This is a genomic window from Rhodococcus sp. PvR044, from assembly GCF_040548995.1.
GTDB classification, from domain to species: domain Bacteria; phylum Actinomycetota; class Actinomycetes; order Mycobacteriales; family Mycobacteriaceae; genus Rhodococcus_G; species Rhodococcus_G oryzae.
Window position 1 is genome coordinate 188,272 of the sequence record NZ_JBEPSX010000007.1, and the last position, 26,929, is coordinate 215,200.

The 26,929-nt window shown below is 71.5% G+C and carries 1 protein-coding gene; it reads right to left on the bottom strand.

All coding sequences use genetic code 11. The annotated features are described in order from the left end of the window. Positions 1 to 26,889, bottom strand: coding sequence for a non-ribosomal peptide synthase/polyketide synthase (locus tag ABIC28_RS17830; RefSeq protein WP_354580127.1), 26,889 nt, complete (start codon positions 26,887 to 26,889; stop codon positions 1 to 3). Between the last annotated feature and the right edge of the window lie 40 nt (positions 26,890 to 26,929).

The following is a 26,929-nucleotide window of genomic DNA, read 5'->3' on the forward strand; positions in this document are numbered from 1 at the left end:
TCAGGTGTGACCTCCGAGGCGGGCGGCGAGCGCGGGACCGATCACGGACAACGACGATGGTTCGATCATCTCGTTGTGCCCGCAGTCCACGGGGCACTCGTCGATGCCACCGGTGACGAGCGGCTGCCACTCCTGCGCCGAGCGATCGGTGCCCCCACCCTGCCCGCGCTGCGCCGGGAACACCAGGAGGTCACCGTCGAACACACCGGGCACGAAGCGGTGCACCAGCAGCCGCGAGTTCGCGTATCCGTCGTTGATCCGCTCGAGGTGCGCCGCCGTGATCCCCGAACTGCCGAGGAACTCGCCCAGCATGCGCGCAGCGGAGTCGTAGGTCAGATCCCGATGCCGCTCGGGCGCACCGACGTCCAGCCCGAGACCACGCAGCAGGTCCGCGACCTCGAGCCGTCCGAGCAGGGGGTCCGAGCCGTCGTCGGGGTAACTGTCCATGACCGCCAGGGTCGAGACGGACTCACCCCGACTCTGCAGTTCGACAGCCATCGCGTGCGCGAGGACGCCGCCGAGGGACCAACCGAGCAGGTCGTACGGCCCCTCGGGGGCGATCGCGCGCATCTCGTCGACGTACCGCCGTGCGAGCTCCTCGATCGATCCGTACCCCGGACCGCCGGTGATCGCGGGCAGTTGCAGTCCGAACACGGGTCGATCGGCGGGCAGGTATCGGACCAGCCCGGCGTATCCCCACGACAACCCGATTCCGGGATGGACGCAGAACAGCGGGCGGCCGGTTCCGCTGCCGCGCAGCGGGATCACGACCCGGAGGGCGTCCTCGACGCTCACGCCCTGGAGAGCGTCCTCGGCACCGATCCGGCCTGCCATCCCGGCCGGTGTCGGATCCAGGAAGAGCATCTGCAACGAGACCTCCCGTCCGAGCCGCTCACGGAGCTCGGCGACCACGCGGGTCGCCAACAGCGAGTTGCCACCGTGGTCGAAGAAGCTGTCGTCGGCGCCGATCCGTTCCACCCCCAGTACCGACGCGAATGCGTCTGCGGCCGCCGACTCCACCGGACCGGCAGGTTCTCGGAACGCGGCCGAGGTGAACGTCGGCATCGGCAGCGCGTCCCGGTCGAGTTTGCCCGTCGGGGTGGACGGGATCCGGTCGAGCACCATGACCGAGGCCGGCACCATGTGGCTCGGAAGTCGCTGCGCCGCGGCGCGGCGGAGCTCGTCGGGCACGAGATGCGAGTCCCCGGTCGCGCGTACATACGAGCACAGCAGCGTGTCGCCCGCCGGTCCGGTGCGCGCGATCGTCACCGCGAACCCGACGCCCGGCTGCGCGGTGAGCACGGCGTCGATCTCGGCGGGTTCGATGCGGAAGCCGCGGACCTTGATCTGGAAGTCGCTGCGGCCGATGTACTCGAGCGTGCCGTCGGTCCGTCGACGGACCAGGTCGCCGGTGCGGTAGATCCTCTCACCGGGCCGGCCGAACGGGTCGGCGACGAAGCGGTCGGCGGTCAACGCGGGCCGACGGTGGTAGCCGCGGGCGAGGGCCGACCCCGCGACGTACAGCTCCCCCACCACACCGGGTGCCACCGGGTGCAGGCGCTTGTCGAGCACCAGCTCGGACACGCCGCGGATCGGTCCACCGAATGTGATCGGGGCACCTGCGGCCATCGGGTCGCTGATGTTCGACATGATCGTGGTCTCGGTGGGGCCGTATGCGTTGAGCATCGTGCGGTCCGGAGCCCACCGCGCCACCAGTTCCTGGGCGCATGGTTCACCGGCGACGACGAGGACCCGGAGCGCGTCGAGCCCGCCGGAATCCACCGACTCCAGCGCGGTCGGGGTGACGAATCCGTGTGTGACGCGACCTATCTCGAGGGCCGCGGCCAGCTCCGCGCCCCCGCGCACGTGCGGTGGGACGATCACCATGGTCGCGCCCGCGCTCAGCGCCATCACGATCTCGAACACCGATGCGTCGAAGCTCGGGGACGCGAAGTGCAGGGTGCGGGCATCCGGAGTGACATCGAGGCGGGTGCGCTCCTCGGCGGCGAGGTTCGCCAGACCCCGGTGGGTGAGCACGACGCCCTTCGGGACGCCGGTCGACCCGGAGGTGTAGATCAGGTACGCGGGGTGGTCGACGCGTACGGTGCCGATCCGCTCGGCATCGACGATCGCCGCGTCCGGCATGACCGCGACCACCTCCGTGGTGTCGGGATCGTCGAGCACCACCCAGTCGACCTCGTCAGGCAGGCGATTCCGCGTCTCGTCGACGGTCACCCCCAGCGCCGCACCGGAATCACCGAGCATGTGCGCGATCCGCCCGGCCGGGTGGCCCGGGTCGACCGGCAGGAACGCCGCCCCCGTCTTCGCGACCGCCCACACCGCGAGCACCGACTCGAGCGAGCGCGACAAGGCGAGCGCGACGTAGCGCTCCGAACCGGCACCGCGGCCGATCAGCATCCGCGCCAGCCGGTTCGACCGCCGATCCAGCTCCCCATAGGAGACCTCGACGCCGTCGCAGGCGACCGCGATCGCATCGGGATCGTGCCCGGCCTCGGCCAGCAGCTCGGGGAACAACAGCTCCTGGGCGTCGGGGTCGCCGTGCGCCGCGGTGAGGTCGCGGAGTTCGTCGTCGCGCAGGATCCCGATGTCGCCGACAGCGCCGTGCGGATCGGCGAGCGCGGATTCGAGGAGCAGGAGGAATCGTTCGGCGACATCGCGCACCGTCACGGCGTCGAACAGGTCCGTCGCGTACTCGATGCTCCCGGCGATACCGGCCGGTGCGCCCGAGTCGTCGAACTGCTCGGCGAGCACGAACTCGAGATCCTCCTTCACCACACCGGAGTTCGGGGCGAGGCCCTCGACGGTCAGGCCCGGCAGATCGAGGCGGGCCCGCGTGTCGTTCTGGAACTCCAATGCCACCTGGAATATCGGCGAGTACGCCGTCGAGCGCGGCGGGTCGAGCGCCTCGACCACCCGCTCGAACGGGAGGTCGGCATGTGCAAAGGCGCCGAGGTCCACCTCCCGCACGGCGGCCAGCAGATCCGCGAACGACTGCGCGGGATCGATCCGGGTGCGCAGCGCCAGCGTTCCGACGAACATGCCGACCAGGTCATCGAGCGCCGGTTCTCCCCTGCCCGCGACCGGCGTGCCGATCACGATGTCATCGGTGGAGCCGAGGCGGCTCAGCAGCACCGCGAGCGCGGCGTGCACGGTCATGAACACGCTCGTCCCGTGCCGCCGGGCGAACTCCTCGAGCCTGCGGTGCAGCTGCGGATCGATCGCGAAGCCCGTGCGCGCGCCGCGGAACGACTGCTGCGACGGGCGCGGTCGATCCGTCGGCAGGCCAAGCAGATCCGGTGCCCCCGCCAGGGTCGACGTCCAGTGGTCGAGCTGCCGCGCGGCCAGCGACCCCGGGTCGTCGGCGTCGCCGAGCAGCCGGTGCTGCCACAGCGTGTAGTCGACATACTGGACCGCTAGCGGTGACCACTCGGGTGCGCGCCCCGACGCCCGCGCCGCGTATGCGCGGACCAGGTCCCGGGACAGCGGTCCCATCGACAGCCCGTCGACCGAGATGTGGTGCGCCACCAGCACTAGGACGTGCTCGTCGGCACCGAGCTCGAACAGCGCGCCGCGGATCGGTACGCGCGCGGTGACGTCGAACCCCGCGGACACCTCGGCGTGGATCCGCCGGGCGAGCTCCTCCTCCCTGACGACCGGCACCGGCCGCAGGACGGGCGCCGCCTCGGCCGCCGGGCGAACCTCCTGCACCGGGCCGTCTCGTCCGGTCGGGAAGACGGTCCGCAACGACTCGTGCCGGTCGACCACGTCGGCCAGTGCGGCGTCGAGGGCCGGGGCGTCGAGGGCACCCGACAGGCGCACCACCAGCGGGACGTTGTAGGCGGGCGACGCCGGGTCGAACTGGTTGATGAACCACATCCGCTGCTGCGCCGCGGACAGCGGGATAACGTCCGGTCGTTCGAGCGCCTCGAGCGCGGGACGACCGGACGCTCCCGTTTCCGCATGCTCGATGCGCTCTGCCAGTGCCGCCGCGGTCGGCGCGGCGAAGAGCGCGCGGACGCCCAGCTCGACGCCGAGGGTCTCCCGGAGCCGGGCGACCACGCGCGTTGCGGACAGTGAATTGCCGCCGAGTTCGAAGAAGTCGTCGCCGATCCCCACGCGGTCCACCCCGAGCGTGGTCGCGAACACCTCGGTCACCGCCTCCTCCACCGGGTTGGTCGGCGCCAGGAACGCCATCGGGGTGTGGCCGAATTGGGGATCGGGCAGTGCGCGGCGATCGAGCTTCCCGGTGGGACCGAGCGGGATCTCGTCGAGCACGACGATCGATGCCGGCACCATGAAGTCGGGGACCTGGGCGGACAACCGGGTTCGGAGGTCGTCGACGGCGATGTCCCGGCCGGCGACCGGAGCCACATAGGAGACCAACACGGTGTCGCCGCCCGGCCCGGGGCGGCCGAGGGTGGCCGCGAACCGGACGTCTGGATGCGCGGAGAGTGCGGCGTCGATTTCGCCGAGTTCGATGCGGAAGCCCCGAACCTTCACCTGGAAGTCGCTGCGCCCGCGGTACTCGAGCTTCCCGTCCAGGGTCCACGCCCCGACGTCGCCGGAGCGGTACATCCGCTCGCCGGGCGCGCCGAAGGGGTCGGCAACGAATCGTCCAGCGGTCGTGCCTGCCCGCCGGTGGTAGCCGCGGGCCAGACCGGGACCGGCGATGTAGATCTCCCCCTCGACACCCACCGGCACCGGCTGCAGTCGCGCGTCGAGCACGATCTCGGCGACGCCGCGGATCGGCCGGCCCAGGGTGAAGGGCACGACCTCCGGCACGCAGTCCTCGATGTTCACCACGATCGTGGTCTCCGTCGGCCCGTACCCGTTGAGCATGCGCCGCTGCGGCATCCAGTTCGCGATCAGTTCCGGTGGCCACGCCTCGCCGCCGACCATCACGGACTGCAGGTCGTCGAGCCCCGCCGGGTCGATCGAGGCGAGGGCGGCAGGCGTGATGAAGGCGTGCGTGACGCGCTGGTTCTTCAGCAACGCGGCCAGATCCGCGCCGCCGTAGACGCCACGGGGCACGATCACCATGGTCGCGCCTGCGGCGAAGCACAGCAGGTACTCGAGCACAGAGACGTCGAAACTGGGTGACGAGAAGTGCAGCGTTCGGGAGTCCGCGGTCACCGCGCACCGATCCCGTTGCTCGTCGGCGTAGTTCCCCAGGCCCCGATGGGTCAGGGTGACCGCCTTGGGCAGGCCGGTGGAGCCGGATGTGTAGATCAGGTACGCCGGATGGTCGATCCGCACGGGCGCCGTGCGCTCGGCGTCGGTCACCGGCTCCGCCGGTCGGGACGCACAGTCCGCGGCGAATCCGGGGTCGTCGAGCGTCAACCACGGCACCGTGTCGGGCAGCCGGTGCCGGTGCGCCGCGACGGTCAGCCCGACGCCTGCACCGGAGTCGGCGAGCATGTGCTCGACCCGCTCCGCGGGATAGTCCGGGTCCACCGGGACGAACGCGGCCCCGGTCTTGGCCACCGCCCACATTGCGAGCACCGACTCGACGGAACGCGGTATACCGAGCGCCACAGAGGTTTCCGGCCCCGCTCCACGGTCGATCAGTGCGCGCGCCAGGCGATTGGACCGGGCGTCGAGGTCGGCGTAGGTGACCTCGTGTCCGCCGGCGACCAGCGCGACCGCCTCCGGATCGTGGGCGGCCGCCTCCACCAGGATCTCCGGGAGCGTCCGGGCGGCGCTGCGAGGTCCGCCCCGCACCGGAACCAGCATCCGGCGTTCGTCGGCGGTCAGCAGTCCGAGTCCGGCCAGGCGTCGCCGGGGATCGTCACCGATCGCGCGCAGGACGTGCAGCAGCCTGCGGGCGGCAGCGTCGACCGCCGTCCCGTCGAGGAGGTCGGGGTGGAACTTCATCGTCAGGCGCAGACGGTCGGTCGCGGACGCGACCACGCTCAGCGGGTAGTGAGCGGCGTCGCGAACCTCGACGCCCTGCAGTCGCAGCCCCGCGATGTCGGCGTCCGCGGATAGCGTGCTGCGCACGGGATAGGACTCGAACACGGTGAGCGTGTCGAAGGCTGCGGCCGGTCCCGCGGCGCGCCGGACATCGGTGAGCCCGACGTGGTGATGATCGAGCAGCGCCACCTGCTCCGCCTGTACCCGATCCAGCAACGCACCAAGGGTTTCCGCGGCATCGAGTCGGACCCGGACCGGCACGGTGTTGATGAACAGTCCGATCATCGATTCGATGCCGGGCACGTGCGGCGGTCGCCCGGACACGGTGGCGCCGAACACCACGTCGTCGCGACGGGTGAGGAGGCCGAGGACGATCGCCCACCCGACCGAGACGACGGTGTTGAGCGTCAGTCCGCGTTCGTGCGCGAGGGCACGCAGTCGCTCGGTCGCCGGGCCGTCCAACTCGTACCGCATGTCCCGCGACGGCGCGGACTGCGCTGTCGTGGCGGACCCGTCGCGGACCAGCAGGGTGGGCTCGTCCGCCCCGACGAAGGCATCGGCCCACGCACGCAGCGCCGCCTGCCGGTCCTGCGCCGCGAGCCATTCGAGATAGTCGCGGTGGGGGCGGACCCGTGGCAGCGCGGAGGTGTCACCGTCGGTCGCATAGAGGACGACGAGTTCCTCGAGCAGCAGCGGCGTCGACCACCCGTCGAGCAGGATGTGGTGGTTGGTCAGGATCAGCCGGTTCGTGCCATCGGGCATGCGCACCAGGCCGATCCGCAGCAGTGGCGGCGATGCCATGTCGAACGGGTGGGTGCGGTCCTCGGCCAGGATCTCACCGAACCGCTCCGATGCCGCCGGTTCGGTGAGCGCGCGCAGGTCGGTCTCGGTCCACGGCGCGGCCACATCGCCGGTGACGATCCGTACGGCCTCCCCTTCCGGTGTGCGCACGAACGCCGTGCGCAGATTCGCGTGCCGGTCGAGCAGGCTCCGGACCGCCCGATGCAGACGCAGTGAGTCCACCTCGCCGCCCAGCGTGAGGATCAGCTGCACCAGGTACGCGTCCACCGAGGCGCCGGCGAGCTCGGCATGGAAGAACATGCCGCGCTCGATCGGTGTCAGCGGCCACACATCGGACAGCGAAGGGAACCGGGCCTCGAACCGCTCGACGGCCGCCTGGTCCAGGTGCACCAGACCCAGATCCGACGGGGTCCGCCCGCCCGCACCAGGCGTGCTCGCCCGCTCGACCACCCCGCGCGCGGCAGCGATCCAGCCCTGCGCGAGCCGTTCCACGTCCGCGGCATCGAGCACGCGGCGCGGGAAGGCCCACGTCGCCCTGATCCGCGGGCCGTCCGGACCGGGCACCGTCACCGCGTTGACGTCGATCGCGAACGCCACCGGCATGTCCGCCGCGACCGCATCGTGCAGCCCGGATTCCGTGACCGGAAGCCAGATTCCGTCACCGCGAGGTTCGGTGCCGCCGTCCAGCCGACCGAGGTAGTTGAAGCTGATCTCCGGCTCGGGCAACCCGCGCAGCTCGGCACCGGTTTCGTCGCCGAGGTACCGGAGCAGGCCGTACCCGATCCCGTGGTCGGGCACGGCGCGCAACTGCTCCTTGACCGACTTCACCGCCGCACCCGCGGCGGCTCCCCCGCCGCGGGCCTGGTCGATGTCGATGCCGGACAGATCGAGCCGCACCGGGTAGATCGAGGTGAACCACCCCACCGTGCGGGACAGGTCGGCGCCCGGTACCACCTGGGGCTCGCGGCCGTGTCCCTCGAGCGCCACCACGACGTCGTCGGTGTCGACGCCGCGGCCGCGCCGCCAGTGCACGAGCGCGAGGGCCAGCGCGGCGAGCAGTCCGTCCTCGACGACGCCGTGGAACACCCGCGGCACCGTGGTCGTCAGGCCCAGGGTCACGTCGGCAGGCAACTCCACCTCGACGCGCTCGAGGGTGCCCGCGATGTCGACCGACGGATCGAGTTCTCCCGCAGCGCGTCCCACGGATGCTCGGGAGACCGTCGACTGCCACAGGTCCAGCTCGCCTGCGCGGTCCCGCGCCGCCCGCACGAGCCCGTCCGCCCATGTCCGCATCGAGGTGCCGATCGGCGGTAGGTCCGGCTGCGCGCCGTCCGCGGCCTGCGCGCAGGCGAGCGCGAGGTCGGGGATCAGGATCCGCCACGAGACCCCGTCGATCACGAGGTGGTGGGCGACGACGAGCAACCGGGCCGCGTCTCCCCCGACGAGGTGCACGAACTGGATCATGATGCCGGACTCCGGATCCAGCAGGTCGGCGGCCGCCTCCACCGCACCCTGGGTCGCATGGTCCGCTCCGGCGACGCCGTCGATCGGGACCTCTCGCACGATCGTGTCGGCGGGCACCGCCCCCGGTGGGCGTACCTCGAGCCGCCACCCGGACTCGGAGCGGGCGTCCGGGCGCAGCCGGGCCCGCAGCATGTCGTGCCGGTCCAGGACCGCGCCGACCGCCCGGGTGAGGGATTCGCGGTCGATTTCGGCGGGCACCGCGAGCAGGACCGACTGCGAGTAGCGGCGGAAGTCGCCACCGCGCCGCGTGCCCGAGCGCTCGACCAGCCACCGCATGATCGGGGTGAGTGGCACGTCGCCGACGCCGCCGCCAGGAAGTTCCGGCAGCACGACGACGTCGTCTGTGCCGGTGAGGTCGGCGACCTCGGCGAGGCCTGCGACGGTGCGGCGCTCGAACACGTCGCGCGGCGTGAACGTCAGCCCCGCGGCCTTCGCCCGCGACACCAGCTGGATGGACATGATCGAGTCGCCGCCGAGCCCGAAGAACGATTCGTCGGTACCGACCGTCTCGACACCGAGAAGCTCCGCGAACAGCCTCGCCAGCAGGCGTTCGGTCCCGGTGCCGGGTGCTCTCCCACTCACGGTCCCCGGTCGCGGTTCGGGGAGTGCGGCGCGATCGAGCTTGCCGTGTGCGGTGATCGGGAACTCCGCGAGGACCGTCGTCACGGACGGCACGAGGTATCCGGGCAACCGACGGCCGACGGCCTCGGTCACCGAGGCCGGATCGAGGGCGGCGCCGGACTCGGGGACCACGTAGGCCACCAGGCGTGCGGCGCCGTCGGTCGGCCCGGGTCGCGCCAGCACCACGGCGGATCCGACGCCCGGAACCGCGGTCAGCGCCGACTCGACCTCCCCCGGCTCCACCCGGAAGCCCCGGATCTGGACCTGGGAGTCGCTGCGTCCCAGGAACGCGAGCTCGCCGTCCGAGGTCCACCGGGCCCGATCCCCTGTGCGGTACATCCGCCCCGCGGGACCGAACGGGTCGGCGACGAAGCGTCCCGCGGTCAGCCCGGGCCGTCCCCGGTATCCCCGTGCCACCTGCGCGCCCGACACGTACAGCTCGCCCGCCACCCCGAGCGGCGCGGGGCGCAGCCGCTCGTCGAGCACCCACACCCGCACACCCGGTAGTCCGAGACCGATCACCGATCCGGTGGAACGCGGCCCGGTGACCGCCGCGAGGTCGATCATCCGCCACGTCACGTGCACGCAGGTCTCGGTGATACCGAACATGTTCACCAGAGCAGGCGCGGTGACGCCGTGCCGTTCGACCCATCCCGCCAGGCGGGCCATGTCCAGCGCCTCGCCCCCGAACACCACCCAGCGGAGCGCGAGGGTGGCGTCGTCGGCCGCGGCATCGGCCTGTGCGAACTGGTAGAACGACGACGGCGTCTGGCTCAGCATCGTCACCGACTCGGAGACCAGCAGGCGGCGCAGCTCGTCCGGGGAACGCGCGGTGTCGTGCCCGACGACAACCAACCGGCCGCCGAACCCCAAGGCGCCCCACAGTTCCCACACCGCGAAGTCGAACGCGAACGAATGGAACATAGTCCACACGTCGCCCGCACCGAAGCCGAGCACGGCGCGGGCGCCGGTCAGCAGCGTCACCGCGTTCCGATGCGTCACCGCGACACCCTTGGGTCTCCCGGTCGAACCCGACGTGTAGATCACGTAGGCAACGGAATCCGCGTGCAGCGGGCCCGTGCGATCGACGTCGGTGACCGGTGTGGCCCTCAGGGAGTCGAGCTGTGTGCGCATGTCCGGGTCGTCGAGACGCACCACGGGTGCGCCGGCGACCAGGTCCCCCGGCACGCTCGCGTCGACCAGCACGCAGGCCGGTGCCGCATCGCCCAGCAGGAACTCGATGCGCGCCGCCGGGTACGACGGGTCCACCGGCAGGTAGGCCGCACCCGACCGCGCGACCCCGACGAGCGCGGCCACCAGGTCGGCCGATCGTTCCATCATCACGGCGACCAGCGACTCCGGACCGATGCCGCGGTCGATCAGCCAGCGCGCCAGCCGGTTCGACCGCGCGTCGAGTTCGCGGTAGGCCATCCGCGAGTCCGCGGCGACCACGGCGATCGTGTCGGGATCGGCCGCGACGGTCGCGGCGAACAGGTCCGGCAGGGTCTCGTACGTCGGCACCGCCGACAGCGTCCCGTCCGCCGACAGCGTCCCGTCCGCCGACACCGGGCCGGACGCGCGCTCTGCGGCCTCCTCGCGCGCCAGCGCCCCCGCGACGTCGATGTCCCCGACCAGGACGGACGGATCGGCCGCGACGGCGGCGAGCACGCGGCCGAACATGTCCGCGAGCGCCGTCGCGGTGGACTCGTCGAACACGTCGGATGCGAACAGCAGCTCGCCCGACAGTCCCGCCGGGGCCCCGGCTTCGAACCGCTCGCCGATCCCGAACTGGAGGTCGAACTTCGCCTCGCCCATCTCGACGTCGAGAACCTCGGCCGTCAGTCCAGGCAGCCGGACGTGGGGATGCTCGACGTTGCGGAACTCGAGCATCACCTGGAACAGCGGGGTGTGCGAGGTGGATCGCGCCGACGCCGACCGCTCCACGAGCTGCTCGAACGGCACGTCGGCGTGTGCGAAGGCGTCCAGGTCCGCGTCCCGCGTCCCGGAGAGCACCGCGGCGAAGGAGTCCGCCGGTTCGACCGCGGTGCGCAGCACAAGGGTGTTCACGAACATGCCGACCACATCGTCCAGCTCGGCCTCGCCGCGCCCGGCGACCGGGGTTCCGACCACGACGTCACGGCCGGCTCCCACGCGGGACAGCAGCACCGCGAGCGCGGCGTGCACCACCATGAACACCGTCGAATCGTGTCTGCGGGCGAGTTCGACGAGCCCGCGGTGGACGCCGGGATCCACCGAGAGTGCCGCCCGCCCACCGCGCGTCGAGCGCCGGACCTCGCGCGGGCGGTCCAGCGGCAACCCGGTCACCGGCGGCGCCGCCGCCAGTCGGTCCTCCCACCAGGCGAGTTCGCGGGCGATCCGTGAGTCCCGGTCATCCCGCGAGCCCAGCATCGAGTGCTGCCACACGGCGAAGTCCGCGAACTGGACCGGCAGCGGCGCCCAGTTCGGTGCACCACCGCTGACCCGCGCCGCATACGCCGTCGCTACGTCCCGGGCCAGGGGTCCGATCGAGAATCCGTCGGCCACGATGTGATGGACCACCAGCACGAGGAGGTGGTCGTCCGCCGCGATCCGCAGCAGCCGCACCCGCACCGGAACCTCCTGTGCCACATCGAATCCCTCGTGCACGATCTCGGCGATGCGGGCGGGTACCCGGTCCGCGGCAACCTGTTCCGGCGTCAGGTCGCCGACCACACCGGGCGCGGGCACCGTCACCTGGGAGGGGCCGGCAGCAGGCTGGGACGGGCCGGCGGCCGGCGATGGGAACACCGTCCGCAGCGATTCCTGTCGCTCCACCACGTCGACCAGCGCGCGCCGCAGGGCCGGAGCGTCGAGGCCGCCCGAGAGCCGCAACACCATCGGCACGTTGTACGCCGCCGATGCCGGATCGAACTGGTTGACGAACCACATGCGTTCCTGGGCCGATGACAGCGGGATGCGGGTGGGCCGGGTGCCCGTGCGCAACTCGTCCCCGTGCGGCGCGGTGACGCGCACACACCGGGGCGCGAGCGCCGCCGCCGTCCGGCACTCGAAGAGGTCACGCACCCCGATCCTGCTGCCGCGCGCGCGGTTGATGCGGGCCACGGCCCGCGTCGCACTGAGGGAGTTGCCACCCAGCGTGAAGAAGTCGTCGTCGACTCCCACCCGGTCGACGCCGGTCACCTCGGCGAACACGGTGACCAGACCGGCCTCGGTGGAGTTGCGCGGTTCCCGGAATCGCGGTGTCAGCGAGTCGAAGTCCGGTTCGGGCAGCGCGGCGCGGTCCAGCTTTCCCACCGGGGTCAGCGGTATCGCGTCGAGCATCATCACCGTGGTCGGCACCATGTGCACCGGCAGGAGCCGGAGCGCGTGGTCGGTCAGGTCGGCGACATCGACGCCGTCCGCGGAGTTCGGCATGACATACGTCACCAGCATCGGGTCGCCGGCTTCCCGTGGCCACGCGACCGTGACGGCGAACCCGACCGCCGGGTGTGCGGCGTAGACCGCGTCGATCTCCCCGAGTTCGATGCGCAGTCCCCGCACCTTCACCTGGAAGTCGCTGCGGCCCAGGTAGTCGAGCGTGCCGTCCGGCCACCACCGGACGACGTCACCGGTGCGGTACATCCGGTCGCCGGGCGCGCCGCCGGGGGCGGGCACGAATCGCGCCGCGGTCAACGCGGCCCGGCGATGGTATCCGCGGGCCAGCCCCGCTCCCGCGATGTACAGCTCTCCTGGCACGCCTGCCGGGACCGGGCGCAGGAAGCCGTCGAGGACGAACACGTCGGTGCCGCGCACCGGGCCCCCGATCGGCACCCTCGCCCCGGGCACCAGGGGTGCACTGATCGTCGTCAGGACGGTCGACTCGGTCGGCCCGTAGCCGTTGAGCATCGTCCGTCCGGGCGCCCAGTCGGCCACCAGTTCCGGACCGACGGCGTCGCCCGCGACGACCAGCACCTCGAGGTCGTCGAGGCGCTCGGTATCGACTGTGGCGATTGCGGCAGGTGTGATGCAGACGTGGGTTATCCGCTCGCGGCGCAGGAGTCGGCCCAGATCGGCACCGCCGTACACGTGCGGCGGCGCGATCACCAGGCACGCGCCCGCAGTGGCGGCCTGCAGCAGTTCGAGGACCGAGACGTCGAAACTCGGTGAGCACACGTGCAGGCAGCGCGCCGTCGACGGAACAACATAGCGGTCCCGCTGCGCGGCGAGCAGGCTCGACAGGCCGCGGTGGGTGACACTCACGCCTTTTGGCAGGCCCGTCGATCCCGACGTGTAGAGCAGGTACGCCGCGTCGTCGACGCGCAGGGTGCCCGGCCGTTCTACCTCGGCGATGGCGTCCGCCGGAAGAGCGGCGAGGTCCGCCGCGCATCCCGGATCGTCGAGTACGAGCCAATGCACGGAGTCCGGCAGATTGCCGCGATCGGAGGCGAGTGCCAGTCCCACGGCGGCGTCCGAGTCGGTGAGCATGTGCTGGACGCGGGCACGCGGGTAGGTCGGATCCACCGGTACGAACGCCGCACCGGTCTTCGCCACCGCCCACACGGCCGTCACCGACCGCACCGAACGCGGCAGGGCGATCACCACCGCCGTGCCCGGCCGTGCCCCCGCACCGATCAGGTACCGCGCCAATCGATTCGACTCCTCGTCGAGGTCCCGGTACGACAGCCGAGCGTCCTCCGAGTCCACCGCGACACCGTCGGGCTCGATCGCGGCCCCGGCGACGAGGATCTCCGGCAGCAGCCGTGGCGGGTTCGCCGGGCCGCCCCGAATCGGCGCGGCCGCCTCGCGCTCGGACAGCAGGTCGACCCGGGCGACGGGGCGCGCCCTGTCGTGCGTGACGGTCGCGAGCGCGCGCCGCAGCCGGTCGGCGATCGAGTCCACCTCGGCCGGGTCGAGCCGGTCCGGCCGGTACTTCAGGTGCAGCCGCAGGCGGTCGTCCACGCGCGCCAGCACGGTCAGTGGGTAGTGGGTGGCGTCGAAACCCTCGACACCGACCACCCGTAGGCCGGCGATGTCGGTGCCGCGCGCGAGCGCCGAGCGGTCGACGGGGTACGACTCGAAGACCGTCAGTGTGTCGAACGTCGCCGCCGGACCCGCCTCCCGTTGGATCTCGGCGAGCCCGATGTGGTGGTGGTCGAGCATCGCCGCCTGCTCCGACTGCACACGACTGAGCAGCTCGCCGACGCTTTCGCGGGGATCGAACGCGATCCGGACCGGCACGGTGTTGATGAACAGTCCGATCATCGCCTCGATCCCGGGCACCTGCGGGGGACGGCCCGACACCGTCGCACCGAACACCACATCGGTGCGGCCGGTCAGTGCACCGAGCACCAGCGCCCAGGCGACCTGTACGACGGTGTTGACCGTGACCCCGTGCTCCCGGGCCACCGCCACCAGCGCCGTGGTCTCCTCGGCGGGTACGGTCAGGGTCGCCTCTCCTGGTTCGGCCGGAATCACGACTCCGTCGAGCGGAGCCTGCGGAGCGAGCACAGACCCGTCCCCGGGTACCAGCAGCGTCGGCCCGTCGGCGCCGGCGAGGGCCCGACGCCACTCCGCGACACCGGATACGTGATCCTGCGCGGCCAGCCACGTCAGGTAGTCGTGGTAGTCGCCCGCCGGTGCCGACGTCGGCTCCCGGTCGGCGGCGTACAGGGCGAGCAACTCCTCGAGCAGCAGCGGCGTCGACCAGCCGTCCAGCAGGATGTGGTGGTGGGTGAGCAGCAGCCGGCGCTCTTCCGCTCCCGTCCGGACCAGTGTGAAGCGCAGCAGCGGTGCGCGGTCCATCACGAACGGCGTCGAACGTTCCTCCGCGAGCAGCTGCCGCCAGCGTTCCCGGCCAGCCGACCCCTCGAGGCCGGACAGGTCGATCTCACTCCACGGCAACGACACACGACCCTCGACGACCTGGTTCACCTCGCCCGCATCGTCTTCGACGAAGCACACCCGCAGGTTCGGGTGGCGATCGAGCAGAGTCCGCGCGGCCCGGCGCATCCGCTCCGGCGACGGCCGGCCGTGCAGCTCGACGACGAGCTGGACCATGTACGCGTCGACCGATCGCTCCGCGAGACGGGCGTGGAACAGCAGTCCCGACTGCAGCGGGGTCAGCGGCCACACGTCCGTCAGCCCGGGTCGCCGTGCCTCGAGGGCGTCGATCGCCGCCTGGTCGAGCGGGACGAGATCGAGGTCCGATGGGGTGAGCCCGCCCGCGCCTTCGGTGTGGGCGTAGGCGGCGAGCGCCCCAAGTGCCCGGTGCCACAGGTCCGCGAGCCGGTGCACATCTGCGGCATCCAGAACTCCGGTCGGGAACGTCCAGGACGACTGCAGGACAGCGCCTCCCGGCCGCGGCACGAACCCCGCCGCGATGTCGACGACGGCCGTCACGGGCATCTGCGGATCGTGGGCGTTGCCGAGCCCGTGACGCGGGGTGGGCAGCCACGCCTGCGGATCGTCGCCGGCCCCCGCGGTGATCCTGCCAACGCCGGCGGTGCCGGCTATCCGGCCCAAGTAGTTGAAGACGATCTGGGGCTCGCGCCACCCGCGGACCCGCGCCCCCGACTCCCCGCCAAGCCCACGGAGCAGCCCGTAGCCGATCCCCCGATCCGGGATCGCCCGTAGCTCTTCCTTCACGAGCTTGACCGCCGCTCCCGCCGCCGCTCCCCCGGCGAACGCCTCGCCGAGGTCGATCGACGACAGATCCGGGCGCACCGGCGAGAGCGTCGTGAACCATCCGACCGTGCGGGTCAGGTCCGCACCGGACGCCGCCGCCTCCTCCCGCCCGTGCCCCTCGACGCCGAGCAGGACGTCGGACCGTTCGACGCCTCGCTCGGCGCGCCAGCGGACCACCGCCATCGCGAGGGCCGTCAGCAGCCCGTCGAGCACGTCGGCACGGAGCGACGCAGGCAGCGCGGCGAGCACGGCCTCGGTGACCTCGGGGGACGCCTCGCTGGTCAGCACCTCGCTCGTGGCAATGACATCGCGCGCGGAATCCAGCGGTCGCGATCCAATGGCCGGGTCGTCGCCGTCCAGGATCCGCTCCCACATCGGCAGTTCGCCGACCCGCTGCGGGGCAGCATCTTCCAGAGCGTGCGCCCACCGGCGCATCGACGTGCCCACCGGCGCCAACTCGGGAAGCCGCCCCTCCGACGCCTGCGCCCAGGCCGACGCCAGGTCCGGCACCAGCACGCGCCACGACACGCCGTCGACGACGGCGTGGTGGACGACCAGCAGCAGCCGTCCGGTGCCGGACGGTCCGTCGAACCACACGATCTGCACCATCGTGCCTGCGGCCGGATCCAGCCGGTCGGCCGCGGCATCCGCCTCGGCGGCGGCGCGGACGTCGAACGCCGCGTCGTCCACCGAATCCACCTCGACACGCGTCAGCACGTCCCTGGCGGTGACACTGCCGATGCCGGAAACCGTCATCCTCCAGTCACTGTCGCCGTCGGGTGCGAGCCGGGCCCTGAGCATGTCGTGCTCGTCCAATACGGCCTGCACCGCGACCTCGAGCGCGATCCGGTCGACTCCATAGGGCAGCGTCAGCATCACCGACTGGGAGAACCTGTCGATCCGGCCGGCGCTGCGGCGGAGCACCCACTCGAGGATCGGGGTGAGCGGCATCTGCCCGATACCGCCGCCGGGCAACTCTTCGAGTGTCGCCGGCCGGGTTGCGGTGCGCGAGTCCGCCACCGCGGCGAGCCCGGCGACGGTCGGGTGATCGAACACGTCACGCGGCGTGAGGGAAAGCCCCGCCGCCTTCGCCCGCGCCACCAGCTGGATCGACATGATGCTGTCGCCGCCAAGGGCGAAGAACGAGTCGTCCATCCCGACCATGTCCAGGCCGAGAACCTCCGCGAACAGCAGGCCCAGGTTCTCCTCGGCAGTGCCGGACGGCGCCCGGCCCACCGACACCTCCGCCCCGAGATCGGGCGTCGGCAGTGCCGCCCGGTCGAGCTTGCCGTGCACGGTCATCGGCATCTCGGACATCACCACGATGTGCGCGGGAACCATGTACCCGGGCAGCCGTGCCGCGAGGGCCTCGTGCAGACGCGCCGTGTCCACCACCGCCCCGGCCGCGGCCACCACGTACGCGATCACCAGGTCTCCCCGGTGCCCGACGGCGCGCACGTCCGCCACCGCCTGACCGACGGATCCGGCTGCCGTCAGGCACGATTCGACCTCGCCGAGCTCGATCCGATTGCCGCGCACCTTGACCTGCCGATCGTCGCGACCCAGGCAGACCAACTGACCGTCTGTGGTCCACCGCACGAGATCCCCCGTGCGGTACATCCGCTCGCCGGGAGCCCCGCCGGATTCGGCGACGAACCGGCCGGCCGTCAGCCCCGGACGCCGGTGATAGCCGCGGGCCAACGCCGGGCCCGCAAGGTACAGCTCTCCGAGCACCCCGACCGGCACCGGCTGCAGCCTGCGATCGAGCACTCGCACGCGGAATCCCGGTGCCGGGTCTCCAATCGTGATGGGCTCGCCCGGGGTCAACGGATAGCTGATGCTCGCCGCGATGGTCGCCTCCGTCGGGCCGTACCCGTTGTGCATCCGCCGTCCGGGGGCCCAGCGGGCCACCACGTCGGGCGGGCAGGCCTCGCCGCCCGACACCAAGCACACCAGGTCGTCGAGTCCGGCGGGGTCCATCGTGGCGAGCGCCGTCGGGGTGAGGAAGCAGTGGGTCACGCGTTCGGCCAGGAGCAGCTCCCTCAGCTCGTCACCGCCGTACACGGTGGGGGGCGCGATCACGAGGGTCCCCCCCGCACCGAACGCGAGGATGAAATCGAGGATCGAGGCGTCGAAGCTGGGCGACGTGAAGTGCAGTGCGCGGGAGTGGGGCGTCGTCCGACAGCGCTTGTGCACGTGGTCGGCGAACGCCGCGAGACCACGGTGAGTCACCTTGACACCCTTCGGGATTCCCGTCGAGCCGGAGGTGTAGATCAGGTAAGCGGCCTGGTCGAGCCGCAGTCGGGTGGTCCGGTCGGTGTCACGGACCGGCGAGACGGCGGTGTGGTCGTGCATGAGACGGGCGGCGTCGAGCGTCCACCACCGCAGCCCATCGGGGAGTACGTCCCGGGACTGGGCGACGGTCAGCCCGAGGACCGCACCCGAATCGTCGAGCATGAAGGCGATCCGATCCTCCGGGTGCGCCGGGTCGATCGGGACGAAGGCGGCCCCGGTCTTCGCGACGGCCCACAGACTGATGATGTACTCGACGCTGCGGGGCATGCCGAGCGCCACCACAGAACCGGGTCCGACACCCACGTCGATCAGGCTGCGGGCGAGCATGGTCGATGCGCGGTCGAGGTCGAGGTACGAGATCTCGTTGCCGTCGTACCGGATCGCAGGCGCGTGCGGATCGATCGCTGCCCCGGCCGCGAGCACGGCGGCCAGCGTGCGCGGTGGTGCGCCGGGTTCACCCCGCACCTCCGTGAGTGCGGCGCGCTCCGCACCGTCGAGGATGTCGATGTCCGCGACCGGCATGCCCGGGGACTGGGCCACCGCCTCCAGGATCCGCACGAATCTGTCGGCGAAGGTCCGCGCGGTGGCCTCGTCGAACATGTCGGTGGCGAACACCAGACCGGCGGCCATCCCGGCTGCGGCGCCCGTGGCGTCGAACTCCTCGGCCACGGTGAGCTGCAGGTCGAAGTTGGCGGCCACGTCGCCGGAGTCGAGCGCCTCCACCCGCAGGCCCGGCAGCGCGAGATCCGGCCGCGCGATGGTCCGGAACTCGAGCATCACCTGGAACAACGGCGTATGTGCGTGCGAGCGGGGCGGATCCAGCGCCTCCACAACCCGTTCGAACGGGATGTCCGCGTGCGTGAACGCGCCGAGGTCGGTCTCCCGGACCCGGCGAAGCAGTTCACCGAACGAGCACGCCCCGCCGACATCGCACCGCAGCACGAGGGTGCCGACGAACATCCCGACCATGTCGTCGAGAGCCGCGGCCCCGCGCCCGGCGATCGGGGTGCCGATCGCGATGTCGTCGGTGCCGGCAAGCCGGGACAGCAGGGTGGCCAGCGCCGCATGCACCACCATGAACACGCTCGCATCGTGGCTGTGGGCGAGCGCGATCAGGCCCCGGTGCAGGCCCTCGTCGACTGTGAACGCGACGCGCCCGCCGGACTGCGAGCGGACCGCAGGCCGGGGCCTGTCGCTCGGCAGATCCAGTACCTCGTCCAGACCCGAAAGCGTGGTGGTCCAGTAGTCGAGCTGACGTGCGAGCGGGGACGATGCGTCGTCCTCATTGCCCAGCCATTCGAGCTGCCACAGTGTGTAGTCCGCGTACTGCGCGGTCAACGGCGGCCACTGCGGCGCGCCGTGGCACATCCGCGCGGCATACGCGGCGGCCACGTCCCGTGCCAGCGGGTTCAGTGAGAAGCCGTCCGCGAGAATGTGGTGCAGCACCACGGTGAGCACGTGGTTGGTCTCGTCGGCCCGGAACAGGATCGCCCGCAGCGGAATCTGCTCCGCGACGTCGAAGCCGCGTGCCGTCGCCGCCCACATCCGGGCGTGCAGGTCGTCCGCATCACGTACCTGGATGACCTCGAGTCCGGGCTCGGCCGACTCGGCGGGCAGGATCTCCTGGCACGGCCCGTCGTCGGTGAGCGGGTAGACCGTGCGCAAGGATTCGTGTCGGGCGATGACGTCGCCGAGCGCGGCCCGCAGCGCCGGGGCGTCGAGGTCGCCCGACAATCGCAGCGAGAACGAGATGTTGTAGGCCGGGGACTGCGGGTCGTACTGGTTGACGAACCACATCCGCAGTTGCGCAGGGGACAACGGGATCCGGGCAGGCCGGGGCTGCGGGATCAGCGGCGATCGGCGCACCCCGCTGCCCTCCCCGCCGACCCTCCTGGCGAGCTCGGCGACGGTGGGGCCGTCGAAGACGTCCCGGATGCCGAGCGAGGCGCCGGTCGCGTCGTTGATCCGGGCCACCAGCTGCGCCGACACCAGCGAATTGCCGCCGAGGACGAAGAACCCGTCGTCCGCACCCACCCGGTCGACACCGAGCAGATCGGTGATCACGCCCGCCACGATCTCCTCGACCGGGTCCCGAGGCGCGACGTGGGAACCCTCGGGAGCACCGGGGACCGGCAGGCTCGCGCGGTCGAGTTTGCCGTGCGCGGTCACAGGGATTCGGTCCAGGATCATCACGGTCGACGGCACCATGTAGCCCGGAAGGAACTGGGCGACGGACGCTCTCACCTCGTCCGGATCGAGAACCACACCGGCGTCCGGCACCGCGTACCCCACCAGCCGGATCCCGACGGGTCCCTCGTCCGCGACCACCACCGCGGACGCCACACCCGACACGGCCGCGAGTGCCGCCTCCACCTCGCCCAGCTCCACCCGGTAGCCGCGCACCTGCACCTGATGGTCCCTGCGGCCGGCGTACTCGAGCGTGCCGTCCACCCGCCACCGGCCCAGATCGCCGGTGCGGTACATCCGGGTGCCTGCCCCGGACGGGTCGGCGACGAATCGCGCCGCGGTCTCCCCCGCGAGACGCGGATAGCCCCGCGCCAGCTGAGCGCCGGACACGTACAGCTCGCCCACCACACCCGGCGGGACCACGTGGAGCCGTTCGTCGAGCACGCGCACCCGCAGCCCGGGCAGCGCGTAGCCGATAAACCCTCGACGACGAGCCCCCGGCGCCCCGGACAACGGGCCGTGGGTCACGTGCACGCACGTCTCGGTGATCCCGTACATGTTCACCAACTGCGGTGCCGAGTCCCCTCGGCGAGAGAACCATTCGGTGAGCCGCCCGGGATCCAGCGCCTCCCCACCGAAGATCACATACCGCAGGCGCAGCAACGCGGCGTCCCCGGCGTCGGCGCGGGTCCGCTCGGCGTCGGCCAACTGGTGGAAGGCACTCGGGGTCTGGCACAGGACCGTGACAGCCTCGTCCTGCAACAGCTGCAGCAGATCGTGTGGCGTGCGGGCCGTGGCGTGGTCGACCAGCACCGCCGTGCCGCCGTGGATGAGCGCACCCCACAACTCCCACACGGCGAAATCGAAGGCGTGCGAATGGAACATCGTCCACACGTCGTCGCCGCCGAATCGGAACAACTCCGCCGCGTTGGCGAACAGCGTGGTCACACTGCGGTGCGAGACCGCCACTCCCTTGGGCCGACCGGTCGACCCGGACGTGTAGATCACGTACGCGAGCGAGTCCGGGTACAACGGCGCGGTCCGGTCGGCATCGGTCACCGGCGCAGGCGACAGCTTGCCGATCGTGGTCGTCACCCCTGGATCGCCGATGTCGACGACCGGAATGTCGGTGCGACGCAGAGCCGAACCGCTCGCGCCGCCGTCGACCAGGACACACACCGGTGCGGCGTCGGCGAGCATGTAGGCGATGCGGTCCTCCGGATAGTCGACGTCCACGGGGACATACGCGGCACCGGCGGTGAGGACCGCGAGAAGAGCGACCGGTAGGTCGTCCGAACGCGTCAGCGCGACCGCCACCAGTGACGCCGGCCCCACTCCGTGGCCGATCAGCAAGCGGGCCAACCGGTTCGCACGCGCCGCCAGGTCCGAATACCGGATGCGGGCGGTGCCCGCGACGACCGCGCACGCGCCCGGGCTGCGCGCCGCGGCGCTCGTGAACAGCTCCGGCAGTGTGGTCGGCGGCACCGCGCGGCCGGGCCGCTCCCGCGCGACGAGTGACCTCTCCTGCTCGTCGGTGATCTCGATGTCGCCCACCACGGCGGCCGGATCGGCGGCCGCCGCGGCGAGGATCCGCACCAGGCGGTCGCCGATCTCGGCCACCGTGGTTCGGTCGAACAGGTCGGTCGCGAACCGCAGTGTCGCGGACAGGCCGGCGGCGCGACCCCAGATGTCGAACCGTTCCCGTACCCCCAGCTGCAGGTCGAACTTGGCGACACCCGTGTCCACCTCGGCCGCCTCCGCGGACAGTCCCGGCATGGCCACCGTCGTGGGCTCGCCGTGCTGGAACTCGAGCAGCACCTGCACCAGCGGCGCGTGGATGGGAGACCGGTCCGAGGCGAACTCGTCGACCAGCCGCTCGAACGGCAGATCGGCGTGGGCGAACGCTCCGAGGTCGGTCTCGCGCACGTGCGTGAGCAGGTCGGAGAAGGTGGTCTCGGGTCGGACCGTGCTGCGCAGGACGAGGGTGTTGACGAACATGCCGACGAGGTCGTCCAGTTCGGGTTCGCCGCGGCCGGCGACCGGTGTGCCCACGGCGACGTCGGGCCCGGCGCCGAGCCGGGCGAGCAGAACTGCGAGCGCGGCGTGTAAGACCATGAACAGCGTGCAGCCGTGCTCGCGAGCGATCCGGACCAGGCCACGGTGGATCCCGTCCTCGACATCGAACTCGATCCGGCCGCCGGAGGCGGTCGTCCGCGGCGACCGGGGACGGTCGTGCGGCAGCGAGATCGCCGCCGGGAGATCGGCCAGCCGGTCACCCCAGTAGGCGAGTTGCCGGGCGGCGAGCGACTGCGGATCGTCCTCCGCCCCGAGCAGTTCGCGCTGCCACAGGGCATAGTCGGCGTAGTGCAGCGGCAGTGGATCCCACTCGGGCGCGCGCCCGGCCGCCCGCGCGGCGTACGCCGCCGCCACGTCTCGGGCCAGCAGCTCGACGGACTGCCCGTCCGCCGATATGTGGTGCAGCACCACGGCCAGGACGTGTCGACGCGACCCGGTCTGGAACAGGGCGATTCTCAGCGGAATCTGCTCGCGGACATCGAAACCGGAGGCGGCCGCCGCCGCGACCGACTCCTCCACCCGCTCCGGGTCCACGACGACGGGTGTCAGGTCCACCGCCGCGTCCGGCGCCGGCAGGATCACCTGGTAGGGGCCCCGCACATCGGCCGGGAACACCGTCCGCAGTGCCTCGTGCCTGTCGATCACGTCACCCAACGCGGTCTGCAGCGCCGCACGGTCGAGCTCGCCCGTGAACGTCACGGCGAACGGAATGTTGTACGCCGGCGAAGCGATGTCGAACTGGTTCACCAGCCACATCCGCTGCTGCGCCGGGGACAGTGGGAGCCGGTCCGGGCGATTCCGCGCAACGAGCGCGGGCCGGTCTCGCGTCGGCCGACCGGGATCGGCGTTCTCGAGAATCCGGTCGATGTGGTGCGTCAGTCCCGAAACGGTCGGTTCCGCGAACAGGTCCCGCACGCTCAGCCGCACCGGCAGCGCCGCATTCACCCGTCCGATCACTCTTGTGGCGATCAGGGAGTCGCCGCCGAGATCGAAGAAGCTGTCGTCGGCACCGACCCGGGCCTGCCCGAGCAGTTCCGCGAACACCGCGGCGACCGTCTTCTCCGTCGGGGTGTGCGGCGCCCGGTACTCGGCGGTGGTCCCGCGCCGGCGAGGTTCAGGCAACGCCTTCCGGTCCAGCTTGCCCGCCGGGGTCAGCGGCACGCGGTCGAGGACGACGATCGTCGCGGGCACCATGTGCGCGGGCAGCGACGCGGCGGCATGAGCGAGGAGTTCGGCCTCGTCGATCTGGGCGTCGGCCTGGGGCAACACGTAGCCGACCAGCACGACGTCGCCGGAGGGACGGGTGTGCCCGGTGGTCGCCGCGAACGCGACACTCGGATGAGCCACGAGCACACTGTCGATTTCGCCGAGCTCGATCCGGAAGCCGCGGATCTTGATCTGGAAGTCGCTGCGGCCGAGGTACTCGAGTTCGAGCGCTGCTGCGCTCGGCCTCCCGTCGCGCGTTCGAGCAATCCACCGCACCAGGTCGCCGGTCCGGTACATCCGTCCGCCGCCCGCGCTGTACGGGTCCGCTACGAAGCGTTCCGCGGTCTGCCCCGGCCGGTGCCGGTAGCCACGGGCCAGCCCGTCGCCCGTCACGTACAGCTCACCGACCGCGCCCACCGGCACCGGCTGCAGCCGCCGGTCCAGAACCATCTCACCGCACCCGCGAGACGGTCCGCCGACCGTGACCGGGGCTCCGGGCCGTAATGCGGCGCTGATCCCGGCGACCACGGTGACCTCCGTGGGGCCGTACGCGTTGAACATCCGTCGGGCTGCTCCGCGGGAGCTCTGGGATGTCGGTGCAGCCCACTGCCGGACCAGCGCGGGCGGGCACACGTCACCACCGGTGACCACGCACTCGAGATGATCTAGCCCGGCGGGGTCGACGGACGCCAGTGCCGCGGGGGTGACGAACGCGTGCGTGACCCGCTCACGGCGTAGGACGTCCGCCAGTTCCACGCCTCCGTACACGCCCGGCGGGGCCACGACCATCGTCGCGCCGGACCCCACCGCCATCAGCAGTTCGAGCACGGACGCGTCGAAGCTGGGCGAGGAGAAGGACAGGGTGCGGGAGTCCGCGGTGATCGCGAACCGTTCGCGTTCCTCCGCAGCGAGGTTCGCCAGCCCGCGATGTGTCACCACCACTCCCTTGGGCAGGCCCGTCGATCCGGAGGTGTAGATCAGGTAGGCCGCGTCGTCGAGGCGGACCGGACGGGTTGCCGCGGCAACGGAAGCCGTGGGGCCAGGCGCCTCGATCGGGTCGTCGAGGACCAACCACGTCATGGTCTCGGGCAGCCGCCCGCTGTGCGCCCGGACGGTCAGACCGAGCGCGGCGCCGGAGTCGGAGAGCATGTGCTCGATCCGGTCCACTGGGTAGTTCGGGTCGACGGGCAGGAACGCGGCCCCGATGCGAGCCACCGCCCAGACCGCGGTCACCGCCTCGACTGAACGCGCGATCGCCAGGGCCACAACGGAATCCGGACCTAGACCGTGATCGAGCAGACGCCTCGACAGCCTGTCGGCGAGTTCGTCGAGTTCACGGTAGGAAAGCCTGCGTCCGTCGGCGACGATTGCCTCGTGGTCCGGATCGGCGGCCACCGCGTCGGCGAGGATCCGGGCGAGTGTCCGCGGGGCTACGTCGGCCGGACCCGCTACCGGGGTCAGCCCCGCGGTTTCCGCGGCGGTCAAGATGGGCACGTCCCCCACCGGCCGGCCAGGATCCGCGGTGACCCCGGCGAGCAGCCGCTCGAACCGATCGATCAGGGAGGTCACGGTCTGCTCGTCGAGCGCGGCGTTGTCGTAGGTCAGTCGCGCGTCGATACCGGCGGGCGTGCCCCGCGTGGTGAAACGCTCGGTGAGGTCGACCGTGAGTTCGGTGTTCTCCGGAGCGATCACGGCGGGCGGGGCGGCGTGGGCGCTGAACGTCACCCGCGGACGGGGCGCGCCCAGCGTCGCGACGACCCGCTCGAACGGAGTCTCCTGGTGCGCGAAGGCGCGGTGCTCGCTTTGGTCCGTCTCACGCACCAGGTCGGTGAACGCGGCGGACGGGTCGATCGGGGTGCGCAGGGCCACGGTGTTGCAGGTGGGGGCGGTGGCGGGCCGGTCCCGGTTCGCGCCGGACCGGTTCGGCACCGGAGCGGCGACGACGATGTCGTCGGTGTCGGTGAGCCTGCTCAGCACGGCGGCCAGCGCGGTGTGCAGCATGGTGAACGTCTCGACGTCGAGGTCGCGGGCGAGCACCGTCGCCGCAGCGTGCAGGTCGCGGTCGAGCGAGCACGAGATCGAGCCCCGACCGGTCCGGCCGGTCGCCGGGCCTGCGCGGGGCAACACCGCCGATTCCGGCTGCCCGGCCAGCTCCTGCGTCCAGAACGCCAGCTCGTCGGTCTCGCGCCGCATGCGCTCCCCGATCAGTGCCGACTCGGCATGGAGGTCCGCCAGCACGGTGGTCGGCTCGGCGGCGAGCAGGGCCTCCACGAGTTCGACGAAGCGCCGGTGGTGGGTGCGCAACTCCTCCTCGCCATATCGGTTGGGATTGCCGCGGAAGTCGACGAGCGCCCTGGCCGGCGTGCCGCTCTGGTAGATGTTGACCAGCAGGTCCTGCACGGGTCCGGAGGTCACGATGTGATACTCGCCGACGATCGGCCCGAGGGTGATCTCCTGGCGGAAGAGCATCACGTTGACCATCGGCCCCGCCAGCCCGTGCTGCACACCGGTCAGCCCGGCGTCGCGCCGGATGTCCTCGAGACTGCACCGCTGGTGGCGCAGGGCGCCCATCAGTTCCAGCTGTACCCGCCGGACGAGGTCGGCGACGGTGTCGTCGGTGTCGACCGTGATCCGGAGCGGCGCGACGTTGACGAGCATGCCACCGGAATGCTGCAGCGGCGCGGTTGTGCGTGCGGACACCGGCACGTTCACCAGGACGTCGCGGCTCCCCGTCATCCTCGACAGATAGCAGGCGAACGCCGCGATCAGCTGCGCCGCGGGCGTCGCGCCGACCCGGGTGTCGGAGGAGTTCAGCCGATCGAGCGCCGCGTCGGTCAACTGCGCGCTCTCCAGCCGGCAACGGGCCGCCGCAGGCCCGTCCCGGTGCGCGAGCGTGGAGCCGGCCTCGATCCCCCGCACGTGCTCGGCCCAGTATTCGCGGTCGACCTCGAACCGGCTCGACGAGCGGTACTTCTGATCCAGCTCGTAGAGCGTGCGCAGGTCGAGAGCCCGGCTCGGTTCCGGATCGACGCCTTTTGACGCGGCGGTGTAGAGGGCCGCGATGCGGTTCACCATGGTCATACCGCTGTAGCCGTCGAGCGCGACGTGGTGGATTCGCGAGTACCACAGGTAGTCCCTGTCGGCGACCTGGAGAATGGTCATCTCCACCAGCCGGTCCCGCGTCAGTTGGATCGGGGTGACGTAGTCATGGTCGATCCACGCATGCGCCGCACCGAGCGGGTCCTTCTCCTGCCGGAGGTCGAACGACGCGATCGAGGTGTCGATCGAGTGGTCGACCATCTGGCGCGGTTCCCCGCCGGTGTCCACCAGACGCAGGAACGGCGACTGGAATTCACGGGCCGCAGTCACCGCCGCCGAACGCAACAGGTCGAGGTCGACGTCGCCGTGCAGCTCCACGTACTGCGCAATGAAGATCGGCGCCGTCGGGTTGAGTTGCTGACCGAACCACACACTCCGCTGGACCGCCGACAGCGGAAACGCATCAGACGAACCGTCCGGTCTGCGATCGGCGGTCTGCGGCCACTCGACGCCCTGATCTTGATCCGATGATCGATCTTTCATCATCAACCTCGTGTAGAGGGCAGCATCGCTTCGCGGTCGG